The organism is Enterobacter cloacae complex sp. 2021EL-01169, assembly GCF_020733125.1.
In the GTDB taxonomy this organism is placed as follows: domain Bacteria; phylum Pseudomonadota; class Gammaproteobacteria; order Enterobacterales; family Enterobacteriaceae; genus Enterobacter; species Enterobacter roggenkampii.
Genome location: NZ_JAJFTC010000008.1, coordinates 64,226 through 77,790, shown reverse-complemented (window position 1 = coordinate 77,790; position 13,565 = coordinate 64,226). Strand labels below are relative to the sequence as shown.

Annotated in this window: 14 protein-coding genes; 6 read left to right on the top strand and 8 right to left on the bottom strand. The window is 55.3% G+C overall.

The features are described from left to right. Nucleotides 1-16: 16 nt before the first annotated feature. The 3 genes from speD to LLF79_RS18390 all read right to left on the bottom strand — a co-directional run bounded on the left by speD (nt 17) and on the right by LLF79_RS18390 (nt 2,144). The gene (speD, locus tag LLF79_RS18400; RefSeq protein ID WP_008501953.1) at nt 17-811 is read right to left on the bottom strand and encodes an adenosylmethionine decarboxylase; all 795 of its coding nucleotides are present in this window, start codon (nt 809-811) and stop codon (nt 17-19) included. Beyond that, nucleotides 812-1,681 carry a polyamine aminopropyltransferase gene (gene speE, locus LLF79_RS18395; RefSeq protein WP_047745503.1) on the bottom strand — a complete coding sequence of 290 codons (870 nt, stop codon included), beginning with the start codon at nt 1,679-1,681 and terminating at the stop codon, nt 812-814. Nucleotides 1,682-1,796: 115 nt separating this feature from the next. Further along, nucleotides 1,797-2,144, bottom strand: a complete 348-nt coding sequence (locus LLF79_RS18390; protein WP_014882582.1) for a YacC family pilotin-like protein — start codon at nt 2,142-2,144, stop codon at nt 1,797-1,799. A gap of 145 nt (nt 2,145-2,289) precedes the next feature. On the opposite strand from LLF79_RS18390, the gene cueO reads away from it, so the two are divergent. Then, a complete protein-coding gene (gene cueO / locus LLF79_RS18385) occupies nt 2,290-3,858 on the top strand; it encodes a multicopper oxidase CueO (RefSeq protein WP_227880116.1) in 1,569 nt (522 codons plus the stop codon). Between the two features lie 86 nt (nt 3,859-3,944). Here cueO and LLF79_RS18380 read toward each other — a convergent pair whose 3' ends face one another. Next, nucleotides 3,945-6,335 carry a glucose/quinate/shikimate family membrane-bound PQQ-dependent dehydrogenase gene (locus LLF79_RS18380; protein WP_023293268.1) on the bottom strand — a complete coding sequence of 797 codons (2,391 nt, stop codon included), beginning with the start codon at nt 6,333-6,335 and terminating at the stop codon, nt 3,945-3,947. 208 nt (nt 6,336-6,543) lie between these two features. Between LLF79_RS18380 and hpt the strand changes: the two genes are divergently transcribed. Further along, nucleotides 6,544-7,080 (top strand): hypoxanthine phosphoribosyltransferase, encoded by a 537-nt coding sequence (hpt, locus tag LLF79_RS18375; RefSeq protein WP_008501948.1) that lies wholly within the window; start codon nt 6,544-6,546, stop codon nt 7,078-7,080. Between the two features lie 91 nt (nt 7,081-7,171). Here the strand turns inward: hpt and can are convergent, their stop codons facing one another. Beyond that, nucleotides 7,172-7,834 (bottom strand): carbonate dehydratase, encoded by a 663-nt coding sequence (gene can, locus LLF79_RS18370; RefSeq protein WP_008501947.1) that lies wholly within the window; start codon nt 7,832-7,834, stop codon nt 7,172-7,174. A gap of 107 nt (nt 7,835-7,941) precedes the next feature. Between can and LLF79_RS18365 the strand changes: the two genes are divergently transcribed. The 4 genes from LLF79_RS18365 (at nt 7,942) to LLF79_RS18350 (ending at nt 11,492) form a co-directional block, all read left to right on the top strand. Then, nucleotides 7,942-8,868 (top strand): ABC transporter ATP-binding protein, encoded by a 927-nt coding sequence (locus tag LLF79_RS18365; protein WP_008501946.1) that lies wholly within the window; start codon nt 7,942-7,944, stop codon nt 8,866-8,868. Then, the gene (locus tag LLF79_RS18360) at nt 8,865-9,635 is read left to right on the top strand and encodes an ABC transporter permease (protein ID WP_008501945.1); all 771 of its coding nucleotides are present in this window, start codon (nt 8,865-8,867) and stop codon (nt 9,633-9,635) included. Before LLF79_RS18365 ends, LLF79_RS18360 begins: the two co-directional genes overlap by 4 nt. A 104-nt stretch (nt 9,636-9,739) precedes the next feature. Next, nucleotides 9,740-10,180 (top strand): PTS sugar transporter subunit IIA, encoded by a 441-nt coding sequence (locus tag LLF79_RS18355; protein WP_008501944.1) that lies wholly within the window; start codon nt 9,740-9,742, stop codon nt 10,178-10,180. Between the two features lie 64 nt (nt 10,181-10,244). Next, a complete protein-coding gene (locus LLF79_RS18350) occupies nt 10,245-11,492 on the top strand; it encodes a polysaccharide deacetylase family protein (protein ID WP_227880114.1) in 1,248 nt (415 codons plus the stop codon). Nucleotides 11,493-11,495: 3 nt separating this feature from the next. On the opposite strand, the gene panD is transcribed toward LLF79_RS18350, so the two are convergent. Genes panD through panB form a run of 3 tightly spaced genes read right to left on the bottom strand, consistent with a single transcriptional unit; the run spans nt 11,496 to nt 13,565 of the window. Further along, entirely contained in the window at nt 11,496-11,876 is a 381-nt protein-coding gene (gene panD / locus LLF79_RS18345) for an aspartate 1-decarboxylase (RefSeq protein ID WP_003856284.1), read from the bottom strand. A 34-nt stretch (nt 11,877-11,910) separates the two neighbouring features. Next, the gene (panC, locus tag LLF79_RS18340) at nt 11,911-12,762 is read right to left on the bottom strand and encodes a pantoate--beta-alanine ligase (RefSeq protein WP_008501942.1); all 852 of its coding nucleotides are present in this window, start codon (nt 12,760-12,762) and stop codon (nt 11,911-11,913) included. 11 nt (nt 12,763-12,773) lie between these two features. Next, entirely contained in the window at nt 12,774-13,565 is a 792-nt protein-coding gene (panB, locus tag LLF79_RS18335) for a 3-methyl-2-oxobutanoate hydroxymethyltransferase (RefSeq protein WP_023293249.1), read from the bottom strand.

Here is a 13,565-nt window from a genome sequence, read left to right as displayed (position 1 = left end):
CTGCTCCGGGCAACACTTACACGGCCGGAATGTTGCGGCCGTAGTAGATCTCGCGCATCTCTTTCCAGAGCAGGTCAGTAATCGCCTTACGCTCTTCTTCGCTCAAATCTTCCGGCTTCGTGTGGAACATATAGTGCTTAAGGTCGAACTCCTTAAGTAACATCTTGGTATGGAAGATGTTTTCCTGATACACGTTCACGTCCATCATGTCGTACAGCGACTTCATGTCCTCGGACATAAAGTTCTGAATAGAGTTGATCTCGTGGTCGATGAAGTGCTTCATGCCGTTGACGTCACGGGTAAAACCGCGCACGCGGTAATCAATCGTGACGATATCCGATTCCAGCTGGTGGATGAGATAGTTCAGTGCGTTCAGCGGGGAAATCACGCCGCAGGTCGACACTTCAATATCGGCGCGGAACGTACACAGCCCGCCTTCCGGGTGACTCTCCGGGTAGGTATGGACGCAGATATGGCTTTTATCCAGGTGAGCAACCACTACTTCCGGCAGCGGGCCCGGATGTTCCGTTTTGTCGATAAGCTTCGGATCGACCGGCTCTTCGCTGACCAGTATGGTCACGCTGGCGCCCTGGGGTTCATAATCCTGTCGGGCAATATTCAGAATGTTGGCGCCGATAATGGAACAGGTTTCTGACAGGATCTCGGTCAGACGGTTGGCGTTGTAGAGTTCGTCGATATAGGCGATGTAACCATCGCGTTCTTCCGCTGTTTTGGCATAGCAGATATCGTAAATACAAAAACTCAGGCTTTTGGTCAGATTGTTAAAGCCATGCAGTTTAAGCTTTTTCAATTAGCTCACCCCCTTAGTGGATAATGCGTCATGCAGGTACTGCGGCAGAGCAAACGCTGCGGTATGAATAGCCGGATTGTAGTATCGGCACTGAAGACCGGCCTGATGGAAGCGGGCCTGAATAATTTCGGTGGAAAGATGACGTAATACGTCGTTATCCGTCGCCCAGGCAAAGGTCATGATCCCACCGTAGTACGTCGGAATGGCCGCCTGATAGAAGCTGACATCCTCGAAATAGGTGCTGAGCTTGCGATGGCTATCCAGCGCTTCATCCTGTTGCAGGAAGCAGACGCCGTTTTGGGCGACGAAGATCCCGCCCGGGTTCAGGCAACGCTTGCAGCCTTCGTAGAACGAGGAGGTAAACAGCGACGCGCCAGGGCCGATAGGATCGGTGCAGTCGGAGATAATGACGTCAAAGGTCTGGGTTGTCTGGTTAACAAAGTTAACCCCGTCATCAATCACCAGATTAAAACGCGGATCGTCATAGCTACCGGCATTGTGGTTGGGCAGGTACTGGCGGCAGAACGAGACGACGCCCGCATCGATTTCCACCATGGTGATGGTTTCAATGGAACGATGGCGGGAAACTTCACGCAGCATTGCGCCGTCGCCACCGCCGATAATCAGGACATGCTTCGCGTGGCCGTGCGCCAGCAGCGGGACGTGGGTCATCATCTCATGATAGATAAACTCATCTCGCTCGGTCGTTTGCACGACGCCGTCCAGCGCCATCACGCGGCCAAAGGCAGCATTCTCGAAGATGATGAGATCCTGGTGATCGGTTTTTTCATGATAGAGCACGTTATCAACGGCAAAGTACTGACCAAACTGGTCATGCAGTGTTTCATGCCACAACGTGTGGTCGGCCATACGCGGACTCCTCCTTTGTTAACATCCGTTACGCTCACAAAAAATGAGCGAAACATGATAGCTAACTCTAACCGTGGTTGCACGGCCATAGGTTTAACAGGAGGCGTCGGGAAGGTTATTTGACGTAGGCTAGCAGGCTGAGCGAATCGCGAGCCAGCGCTTTGCATTTTTTAGCCGTGGGAATGCCAATACCGCTTAGGTCACGGTAGCTGTCTTCGCCGAGCGCCTTCATGTCAAAGCTGTCGTAGTTGCTGAGATCCCACTGGTTCTGCTGGGCAAAAAAGACCAGCGCGCGGCGAATTTGCCCGTTGGGTAAATTCTGGTAGCCACAATCATTTTTCAGGAATACAAAAACCGCCGTTAAATCGGCCATATCTTCCGCTTCATTTTCACTGAGCGCATAGCTGTTCGCACACATTGCCATCAGGCTACCGAACAAAATTGTCCTGAAAAACGTCTTCATTGCTTCTACCACTTCTTCACGGAAAATTAACGTTAGCATACTTGATGCCAGTGCGACGATCTTTATTATTGCCGCTTTACTTGACCTTCCGGTAAGGGGAGGGTTTATGCTCAAAAGATCGCCTGCTGGAAATAAGGAAATGAACATGCAACGTCGTGATTTTTTAAAATATTCCGTGGCGCTGGGGGCTGCCAGCGCCTTACCCCTCTGGAGCCGTGCGGTTTTCGCGGCTGACAGGCCTGCCTTACCCATCCCTGATTTGCTGACCGCTGACGCCCGCAGCCGTATCCAGCTTGTCGTTCAGTCCGGTAACACGCTGTTCGGTGCGCACAACGCGACAACCTGGGGCTATAACGGCAATCTTCTCGGTCCTGCGCTACAGCTGCGCAAAGGTAAAGCGGTGACGGTGGATATCCACAATACGCTTGCTGAAGAGACGACGGTGCACTGGCACGGACTGGAAGTGCCGGGCGAGGTAGACGGCGGGCCGCAGGGCATCATCAAAGCGGGCGGCACGCGCAGCGTCACCTTTACGCCCAACCAGCGCGCGGCGACCTGCTGGTTCCATCCGCATCAGCATGGCAAAACGGGCCATCAGGTAGCGATGGGGCTGGCGGGGTTGGTGCTGATTGAAGACGACGAAAGCCGCCTGCTGCGCCTGCCGAAGCAGTGGGGCATCGACGATGTGCCGGTGATTGTGCAGGACAAGAAATTCACCGCTGACGGGCAAATTGACTACCAGCTGGACGTGATGAGCGCGGCGGTCGGCTGGTTTGGCGACACGCTTCTGACCAACGGCGCCATTTATCCTCAGCACGCCGCGCCGAAGGGCTGGCTGCGCCTGCGCCTGCTTAACGGCTGTAACGCGCGTTCCCTCAACTTCGCCACCAGCGATAAGCGTCCGCTGTACGTGGTCGCCAGCGACGGCGGGCTGCTGCCTGAGCCGGTGAAGGTCAACGAACTGCCGATGCTGATGGGGGAACGTTTTGAGGTGCTGGTGGATATCAGCGACGGCAAGGCGTTTGACCTCGTGACCCTGCCGGTTAGTCAGATGGGGATGGCGGTCGCGCCGTTTGACAAGCTGCATCCGGTGCTGCGTATTCAGCCGTTACAGGTGACCGCTTCCGGCACGCTGCCTGATACGTTAACCACTCTGCCGGCCCTTCCGTCGCTTGATGGGCTTACGCAACGCAAACTGCAGCTCTCCATGAACCCGATGCTCGATATGATGGGCATGCAGGCGCTGATGGCGAAATATGGTGATAAGGCGATGGCGGGGATGCATCACGGGCAGATGATGGGCCACATGAATATGGACCACGGCAAAATGGGCGGCATGGGTAACATGAATCACGGCGACCATGGCTTTGATTTCCATAACGCCAATATGATCAACGGTAAAGCGTTCGACATGAACACGCCGATGTTTGCAGCGACAAAAGGGCAGTTTGAGCGCTGGGTGATTTCAGGTGAAGGGGACATGATGCTGCACCCGTTCCACATCCACGGCACGCAGTTCCGCATTCTCTCTGAGAACGGCAAAGCCCCGGACGCGCATCGCGCGGGCTGGAAGGATACGGTGAAGGTGGAAGGCGGCGTCAGCGAGGTGCTGGTGAAGTTTGACCACGATGCGCCGAAGGAGTTTGCCTATATGGCGCACTGCCATCTGCTGGAGCATGAAGATACGGGGATGATGCTGGGCTTTACCGTATAAAAAAAGCCGGGTGGCGGCTTCGCCTTACCCGGCCTACATAGCGTATCCATAGGCCCGGTAAGCGTAAGCGCCACCGGGCTTTTCAGTTACTTGTTTTCGTCAGGCAACGCATACGCGACAATATAGTCGCCCATCTTCGTGCCAAACGAACCGTGACCGCCAGCGGAGATGACAACGTACTGCTTGCCATTCACTTCATAGGTCATCGGCGTGGCCTGGCCACCCGCTGGCAGACGGCCTTGCCACAGTTTTTCACCGTTGGTCATGTTGTACGCGCGCAGGTAGTTATCTGCGGTTGCCGCGATGAACAGCACGTTACCGGCGGTGGAGATTGGGCCACCCAGCATTGGCATACCCATATTGAACGGCACCGGAACCGGCATTGGGAACGGCATGCTGTCCTGTGGCGTACCAATACGTTTTTTCCATACGATCTGGTTAGTTTTCAGATCCAGACCGGAGATATAACCCCAGGCAGGCTGTTTACACGGCAGACCGAACGGCGACAGGAACGGATTCAGCGTTACGCCGAACGGTACGCCATACTGCGGCTGAATACCGGCTTCGGTACCGCTGCCTTTCGCGTCTTTTGGCTGCTCCATTGGGTTGCCAGGACCGCGTGGGATCAGACGGGAAACGAACGGCAGCGCCATTGGGTTGGCAATCGCGACCTGACGGTTAGGGTCAACAGAGATCCCACCCCACTCGAACATCCCCAGGTTACCCGGGAAGACCAGCGTGCCCTGCTCAGAAGGCGGCGTGAAGATGCCTTCATAGCGCAGCTGATGGAACATCACGCGGCACACCAGCTGGTCAAACATCGTGGCACCCCACATGTCTGCCCCGCTGAGGTCTTTCTTCGGACGGAAGCTCAGATCGGAGAACGGCTGGGTTTTGCTGACGTAATCGCCTTTCGCCGCACCCTGCGGAACCGGTTTTTCCGGTGCAGGCACAACCAGCTTGCCGTTGCTGCGATCCAGCACGAAGATGTTGCCGGTTTTCGCCGGGGCGTAAATCACCGGAACGGTTTTACCGTTAACGGTGATGTCCGCCAGCGTCGGCTGGGACGGCATATCCATATCCCACAGATCGTGGTGAACGGTCTGGTAGCTCCAGGCCAGCTTACCGGTGGTCGCGTTCAATGCCACGATAGCGCTGGCATAACGTTCCTGCTCCGGCGTGCGGTTACCGCCCCAGATATCTGGCGTAGTAACGCCCATCGGCAGGTAGACCAGGTCCAGCTTCGCGTCATACGCTGCAGGTGCCCAGGAGTTTGGCGAGTTAAAGGTAAAGGTGTGTTCGTCCGACGGGATCGCATTCGGATCTTTCGCGCCCGGGTCGAAGGCCCACAGCAGTTTACCGGTATTCACGTCGAAACCACGGATAACGCCGGAGGTTTCACGGGTGGAGAAGTTATCCGTTACCGAACCGGCAATCACGATGGTTTTATCGGTGATGATGGGCGGGGAGGTCGGCTCATACAGACCCGGCGTGGTGTCCGGCATATTGGTCTGCAGATTCAGGATACCTTTGTTGGCAAAGGTTTCGCACAGCTTGCCCGTTTCGGCATTGATGGCGAACAGACGACCATCGTTCACCGGCAGCATGATGCGGCGAGGACAGTCGGCAATGACTTCCGGGCTCGCATTATCCGGGCGCGCTTCGTGATAAGAGACGCCACGGCAGGTCACGTGCTGGAAGGACGGGTTGGAGTTCAGCTGCGGATCGAAGTGCCATTTCTCTTTACCGGTGGCCGCGTCGAGCGCGAACAGACGCTGGTGCGCCGTACAGAGATAAAGCATATCGCCGACTTTAATTGGCGTCACTTCGTTGGTCAGTTCACCCGGATCGTTCGGCATCTTCAGATCGCCGGTACGGAACACCCAGGCTTCTTTCAGGTTTTTAACGTTGTCCGCGTTGATCTGCTTCAGCGGAGAGTAGCGCTGACCTTCCTGGTTGCGGCCATAGGCAGGCCAGTCGCCGTCAGCAACCTGAGAGATCGCCGCCGCAGGCGTCGATTCTGCGTTCAGCGTACCGTTGATCTCCTGCGGATCGTTGAAGCCAGCCCAGGTCAGGATACCGCCGCTGATTAACAACGCTACCACCAGCGCCGCGACCGCACCGCTGGACGGCACGATCAGGCGACGCCAGACGAACGGCAGGATCAGCCAGATGCCGAAGAAGACCAGGATGTCACTGCGCGGCGTCAGCGCCCAGAAGTCAAAGCCGACTTCCCAGACGCCCCAGATCATGGTGGCAAGAAGGAGTGCGGCATACAGCCACAGTGCAGATTGTTTTCTACGCCAGAGCAGGACGGTTACGCCAAGCATAACCAGGCCCGCAATCGGGTAGTACCAGGAGCCGCCGATCGCGACCAGCCAGACGCCACCGATTAACAGGTACAGGCCGCAGAAGGCGGCGAATAGCGCTGTTAATGTCACCAGTAGACGCGGCTGTTTAGAGTTTGTTTCAGCCATAGAAAGTGTACTCGTCAGTTTTTGTTAATAATTTGCTAGCAACTAATTATAGGTATTAACAAGTGTGATCGGAATCACAATATTTGCTTTTTATAACTCATACGCCAGGGTTATCCATTTGCTGATATAATGGCTGGCTTGCGTATCAGTGCTGGATATTAACTCATCCGTATTGAGAGATTTTCATTAAAATCATTTGGTTAGTAATATGAAACATACTGTTGAAGTGATGATCCCGGAAGCCGAGATCAAAGCGCGTATCGCCGAACTGGGTCGTCAAATCACCGAACATTACAAGGACAGCGGCAGCGAAATGGTGCTGGTCGGTCTGTTGCGCGGCTCTTTCATGTTCATGGCAGACCTGTGCCGTGAGGTGCATGTGCCCCATGAGGTCGATTTTATGACCGCCTCCAGCTACGGCAGCGGCATGTCCACCACCCGTGATGTGAAAATCCTGAAAGATCTGGATGAAGATATTCGTGGCAAAGATGTGTTGATCGTTGAGGACATCATCGACTCCGGCAACACGCTGTCAAAAGTGCGCGAGATCCTGAGCCTGCGTGAGCCAAAATCGCTGGCGATTTGCACCCTGCTGGATAAGCCTGACCGCCGTGAAGTGCAGGTGCCGGTGGAGTTCGTCGGTTTCTCTATCCCGGACGAGTTCGTCGTCGGTTACGGTATTGACTACGCACAGCGTTATCGTCATCTGCCGTATGTTGGGAAAGTGGTATTGCTGGACGAGTAATTGCGGTTTGTTGCCCGGTGGCGCTGCGCTTACCGGGCCTACGAATGGGCACATGTAGGCCGGGTAAGGCGCAGCCGCCACCCGGCTTTGTTTATTTATGGTTTACGTGCTTAAGCTGAAGGTTGGCAATTCCTGAACGGTAACGCTGCTCCAGCGTTTCGCGGTTGGTGGCGGTCACTTCAAGGTTGCGCAGCAGACCATCGTGAATACCGTACGCCCAGCCGTGGATCGAGACCTTCTGCCCGCGCTTCCACGCCGATTGCATGATCGTTGAGTGGCCCAGGTTATACACCTGCTCCATCACGTTGAGTTCGCACAGGGTATCCATGCGGCGCTCCTGCGGCATTTCGCCTAGCAGTGAGCTATGTTTGAACCAGATATCGCGGATGTGGAGCAGCCAGTTATCAATGAGCCCCAGCTCCGTGTTTTCAACCGCCGCCTGCACGCCGCCGCAGCCGTAGTGGCCGCAGATGATGATGTGCTCGACTTGCAGAACGTCAACGGCATACTGAACAACAGAAAGACAGTTGAGATCGGTGTGAATCACCAGGTTGGCAACGTTGCGGTGAACAAACAGTTCGCCGGGCTCGAGGCCGGTCAGGCGCTCCGCCGGTACGCGGCTGTCGGAGCATCCAATCCAGAGAAAGCGTGGGTTTTGCGCCTGCGCGAGTTTTCCAAAAAATCCGGGGTCTTCCTCCACCAGCATTTTTGACCATAGTGCATTGTTGCTGATGAGTGTATCTATGTTGTTCATGGAGGTTAGCGACCTGTAACCGAGTAATTGCGTTGCGCTACTATAGGGTAACCCGACTTTTAATGAAACCACACAACGTGTGTCAGAACTGAAGGTAAGTTAATTTCATGGCAATTGCACTGGAGCTTGAGCAGCTTAAAAAAACCTATCCGGGCGGCGTTCAGGCGCTGCGCGGAATAGATCTTAAAGTAGAGGCCGGTGATTTTTACGCGCTTCTGGGGCCGAACGGGGCGGGGAAATCGACTACCATCGGCATCATTAGCTCGCTGGTGAACAAAACCTCCGGCCGCGTCAGCGTGTTCGGATACGACCTGCAAAAAGATGTGGTCAACGCCAAGCGCCAGCTGGGTCTGGTCCCGCAGGAATTCAACTTCAACCCGTTTGAGACGGTGCAGCAGATCGTCGTTAACCAGGCGGGTTATTACGGCGTTGAGCGTAAAGAGGCCCTGGAGCGGAGCGAAAAATACCTCAAGCAGCTCGATCTGTGGGAAAAGCGTAACGAACGCGCCCGGATGTTATCCGGCGGGATGAAGCGCCGCCTGATGATTGCCCGTGCGCTGATGCACGAGCCAAAGCTGCTGATCCTCGATGAGCCGACGGCGGGCGTAGACATTGAGCTGCGCCGCTCCATGTGGGGCTTCCTGAAAGACCTCAATGACAAAGGCACCACCATCATTCTGACTACCCACTACCTGGAAGAGGCGGAAATGCTGTGCCGCAACATCGGCATCATTCAGCACGGCGAGCTGGTGGAAAACACCTCGATGAAGAACCTGCTCTCCAAGCTGAAATCAGAAACCTTTATTCTCGATCTGGCGGCAAAGAGCCCGCTACCGAAGCTTGAAGGGTACCAGTATCGTCTGGTGGATACCTCGACGCTGGAAGTGGAAGTGCTGCGCGAGCAGGGGATTAACAGCGTGTTCTCCCAGCTGAGCGCGCAGGGTATTCAGGTTTTAAGTATGCGTAACAAAGCGAACCGACTGGAAGAGCTGTTTGTCTCTCTGGTGCAGGATAAACAAGGAGACAAGGCATGACGCATCTTTACTGGGTCGCGCTGAAAAGTATCTGGGCGAAAGAGATTAACCGTTTTATGCGCATCTGGGTGCAAACCCTGGTGCCGCCAGTCATCACGATGACGCTCTATTTCATCATCTTCGGTAACCTGATTGGTTCCCGGATTGGTGAGATGCACGGCTTTACCTATATGCAGTTTATCGTGCCTGGCCTGATCATGATGGCGGTGATCACCAACGCCTATGCCAACGTGGCGTCGTCCTTCTTTAGCGCCAAGTTCCAGCGCAATATTGAGGAGCTGCTGGTGGCACCGGTGCCAACGCATGTGATCATTGCCGGTTACGTCGGTGGCGGCGTGGCGCGCGGTCTGTGTGTTGGGATCCTGGTGACGGCCATTTCGCTGTTCTTCGTGCCGTTCCAGGTGCACTCCTGGCTTTTCGTGGCCCTGACCCTGCTCCTGACGGCGATCCTCTTCTCGCTGGCCGGTCTGCTGAACGCCGTGTTTGCCAAAACGTTTGACGACATCAGCCTGATCCCGACCTTCGTGCTGACGCCGCTGACCTATCTCGGCGGGGTGTTCTACTCCCTGACGCTGCTGCCACCGTTCTGGCAGGCGCTGTCGCACCTGAACCCGATCGTCTACATGATCAGCGGTTTCCGCTTTGGCTTCCTCGGCATCACCGATGTGCCGCTGTTTACCACGGTGGCGGTGCTGGTGGTGTTCATCATCGTCTTCTACCTGCTGTGCTGGTATCTGATCCAGCGCGGACGCGGTCTGCGCAGCTAGCCCTCAGCCCGGCGACATTCTGTCTGCCGGGCACTTTCTTTGACAGTTATCACCGAAAGCTAACCTTCACTCCGCTAAACTACTTGCCTGCTAAGGAGAGAGTTATGCTGGGATGGGTTATCACCTGCCACGATGAACGGGCGCAGGACATGCTGCTGAAGCTGGAAGCCAGGTTTGGTCCGCTGCCACAGTGTCGCGCGGTTAACTACTGGCGCGGCTTGAGTACCAACATGCTTGGCCGGATGATGTGCGATGCCCTTCATGAAACCGACACCGGAGACGGCGTGATTTTTCTTACCGATAAATCCGGCGCGGCGCCGTACCGTGCTGCGGCCCTGATGAGCCATAAGCACGACTGCTGCGAGGTGATCTCCGGTATTAGCTTTCCACTGCTTGAAATGATGTATCCCCATCGCGAGACCTTAACCAGCGCAGCGTTCCGTAACGCTATCGTTTCGCTGGGTACCCCGGGCGTCAGCAGCTTGTGGCATCAACAGCAAAAAAATCCTCCCTTTGTCCTGCTGCATGACCTGTATAAGAATTAAACATTGGTATTGATGTCGCTTTTGCTACAATGGCGTAAGTATTTCCGCTTCGAATAAGACCCTCATGTCCACGCGTATTGTTTTCCTGCTATTGATGTTCGTGTCCGGCACTGTTTCTGCCAGTTTATTAAGTCAGCAAAGACTGCCTGCTCAATATATGCAAACCACCGAAGATGCGGCGATTTGGGCGCAGATCGGCAACAGCGTCATTAACGTTGGCAACGTGCGGGCAGGGCAGATCCTCGCGGTGGTGCCTGCGGCGGCGGACTACTATGAATTTCGCTTCGGATTTGGCACGGGCTTTATCGACAAGGGGCATCTGGAGCCGGTTCAGGGCAAACAGCGCGTCGAGGATGGCCTGGGGGATTTGAATAAACCGCTGAGCAATCAAAACCTGATAACGTGGAAAGACACGCCCGTTTATAACGCCCCGAACAACGGCAGCGCACCCTTCGGCACCTTAAGCGCCAATCTTCGCTATCCGATCCTGAACAAACTTAAAGACCGTTTAAACCAGACCTGGTTTCAGATCCGCATCGGTAATCGTCTGGCGTGGATCAGCAGCCTGGATGCGCAGGAAGATAACGGCCTTCCTGTTCTGACCTACCATCATATTTTGCGCGATGAAGAAAACACGCGCTTTCGACATACGTCCACGACGACCAGCGTACGTGCGTTCAATAACCAGATGGCATGGCTTCGCGATCAGGGCTATACCACCCTGACGATGTACCAGCTGGAAGGGTACGTGCGTAACAAAATGAACCTGCCTGCGAAATCGGTGGTGATAACCTTTGACGATGGCCTGAAATCTGTCAGCCGCTATGCTTATCCTGTGCTAAAAGAGTACGGCTTCAAGGCTACCGCGTTTATTATCTCTTCCCGCATAAAAGGCCATCCGCAGAAGTGGGATCCTAAATCCCTGCAGTTTATGAGCGTGCAGGAGATTAAGGGGATTCAGGATGTGTTCGATATTCAGTCTCATACCCACTTCCTGCACCGCGTGGATGCCAATAAGCATCCGATTTTACTGAGCCGCAGCTATCACGTGATTTTGTTTGATTTTGAACGCTCGCGTCGCGCGCTGGCGCAGTTTAACCCGCGCGTGCTGTATGTCTCTTACCCCTTCGGCGGCTACGACAATAAAGCGATAAAGGCGGCGAATGATGCCGGTTTCCATTTGGCGGTGACGACGGTGAAAGGAAAGGTGAAGCCGGGGGATAATCCGTTCTTACTGAAACGCCTGTACATCTTAAGAACGGATTCGCTGGAGACGATGTCGCGGCTGATCAGCAATCAGCCGCAGGGGTAGTGCTTATGCAACCTGAACCGGAATCGCCTTTGCGGTGCGCTTCATTTCATTGTCGCCTTCGAAGTAGGCGACTTTAGGCTGCCAGCGGCGCGCTTCTTCGTCAGACATCATCACGAAGCTGGCGATGATCACGATATCACCCACGTCCGCGCAGTGCGCGGCTGCGCCGTTAACGGAGATGATTTTGGACCCGCGCTCGGCGGCAATCGCGTAGGTAGAGAAGCGTTTGCCGTTGTTCACGTTCCAGATATCAATCGCTTCGTTTTCGAGGATACCTGCTGCATCAAGGAAATCCTGATCAATGGCGCAGGAGCCTTCATAGTGCAGGTCGGCCTGCGTGACTTTCACACGGTGAAGCTTACCTTGCAGCATTTTGCGAATCATTACGTTTACCTATCATTATCAGGGGTGAAGGGAACTACGCCAGCTCAACCACTTTATTGTCGATCAGACGCGCCTGACCTAGCCAGGCCGCCACCAGGATGACTGCGCGCTTGCTGTTCTGGGTTAATTCCAGCAGCGTATCAGCATCACGAATTTGTACGTCGTCAGCACGAAGGCCTTTATCGTTAAGCGCCTGCTCGGCAAGGGCGATAATCTCTTCTGCTGTTAACTCTTTTGCCAGCATCTGCTCTGCCATGGTGTTCATGACCTTGCTTAAGCCCGGCGCGATTTTACGCTGTTCGGCAGTCAGGTAGCCATTTCGCGAGCTGAGTGCCAGACCGTCTTTGGCGCGTACAATCGGTACGCCGACAATCTCGATATCGTAACCCATATCCGCAACCATCTTGCGGATCAGCGCCAGCTGCTGGAAATCTTTCTCGCCAAAGCAGGCTACGTCCGGCTGTACCAGGTTGAACAGCTTGCTGACGATGGTGGAAACGCCGCGGAAATGGCCCGGGCGGCTCGCGCCTTCGAGCATGGTGGAAATGCCCGGGACGTCAACGTAGGTTGCCTCTTCGGTACCCTGCGGGTAAACATCCGCCGGTGCAGGTGAGAAAACGATATCCGCGTGGCGTTTTTTGAGCTTCTCGCAATCTTCCTGCAGGGTACGCGGGTAGCGTGCCAGATCGTCTGCGCGGTCAAACTGCATGGGGTTCACGAAGATACTGACCACCACGATATCTGCCCGTGCACGGGCTTCGTCGACGAGCTTCATGTGGCCGTCATGCAGATTGCCCATGGTCGGGACCAGTGCGATACGTTTACCTTCCTGTCGCGCGCGGCGGATATGCTGGCGAAGCAGCGGCAGGGTTTCAATGATTAGCACAACGAGACTCCTTAATGGAAACTGTGTTCTTCACCCGGGTAAACACCGGATTCAACGTCGGCAATATACTGCCTGACCGCAGCGCGCATGTCGCCCGCTTCGGCGAGGAAATTTTTGGCAAATTTCGGGATGTGTCCGCCGGTGATACCGAAGGCGTCGTGCATCACCAGAATCTGACCGTCGGTGACGTTGCCTGCACCAATACCAATCACCGGAATGGACAGCGCGTCGGTGATGCGTTTCGCCAGCTCAACCGGCACGCACTCCAGCACCAGCAGCTGGGCACCTGCGGCTTCCAGCGCCAGGGCATCATCCAGCAGCGTCTGGGCGGCATCGCCACGGCCCTGCACCTTATAGCCGCCAAAGATATTGACGGACTGCGGCGTCAGGCCTAAATGCCCGCACACCGGCACGGCGCGCTCGGTGAGCCTCTTCACCGTATCCACAAGCCAGGCGCCGCCTTCAATTTTGACCATATTGGCACCGGCACGCATCACTGCCGCCGCGTTTTCGAATGCCTGTTCCGGCGTGGCATAGGCCATAAACGGCAGATCGGAAAGCAGCAGGCAGGCTGGGGCGCCACGGCGCACGGCGCGGGTATGGTAAGCGATATCCTCAACCGTTACCGGCAGGGTGGAATCATGTCCTTGTACCGTCATCCCTAACGAGTCCCCGACCAGCATGACGTTGATCCCCTCTTCGGCAAACAGTTTGGCGAAGCTGTAGTCATACGCGGTGATGGTGGCGAAGCGTTTTTTTTCCTGTTTGCATTTCTGCAGTAAGGAGATGGTGGTTGGTTTCAT

Bases quoted from the DNA above. Each gene is read 5' to 3' on its own strand.
- speE (WP_047745503.1), bottom strand. From the start codon at position 1,681: ATGGCCGACCACACGTTGTGGCATGAAACACTGCATGACCAGTTTGGT.
- LLF79_RS18390 (WP_014882582.1), bottom strand. From the start codon at position 2,144: ATGAAGACGTTTTTCAGGACAATTTTGTTCGGTAGCCTGATGGCAATG.
- cueO (WP_227880116.1), top strand. From the start codon at position 2,290: ATGCAACGTCGTGATTTTTTAAAATATTCCGTGGCGCTGGGGGCTGCC.
- LLF79_RS18380 (WP_023293268.1), bottom strand. From the start codon at position 6,335: ATGGCTGAAACAAACTCTAAACAGCCGCGTCTACTGGTGACATTAACA.
- hpt (WP_008501948.1), top strand. From the start codon at position 6,544: ATGAAACATACTGTTGAAGTGATGATCCCGGAAGCCGAGATCAAAGCG.
- can (WP_008501947.1), bottom strand. From the start codon at position 7,834: ATGAACAACATAGATACACTCATCAGCAACAATGCACTATGGTCAAAA.
- LLF79_RS18365 (WP_008501946.1), top strand. From the start codon at position 7,942: ATGGCAATTGCACTGGAGCTTGAGCAGCTTAAAAAAACCTATCCGGGC.
- LLF79_RS18360 (WP_008501945.1), top strand. From the start codon at position 8,865: ATGACGCATCTTTACTGGGTCGCGCTGAAAAGTATCTGGGCGAAAGAG.
- LLF79_RS18355 (WP_008501944.1), top strand. From the start codon at position 9,740: ATGCTGGGATGGGTTATCACCTGCCACGATGAACGGGCGCAGGACATG.
- LLF79_RS18350 (WP_227880114.1), top strand. From the start codon at position 10,245: ATGTCCACGCGTATTGTTTTCCTGCTATTGATGTTCGTGTCCGGCACT.
- panD (WP_003856284.1), bottom strand. From the start codon at position 11,876: ATGATTCGCAAAATGCTGCAAGGTAAGCTTCACCGTGTGAAAGTCACG.
- panB (WP_023293249.1), bottom strand. From the start codon at position 13,565: ATGAAACCAACCACCATCTCCTTACTGCAGAAATGCAAACAGGAAAAA.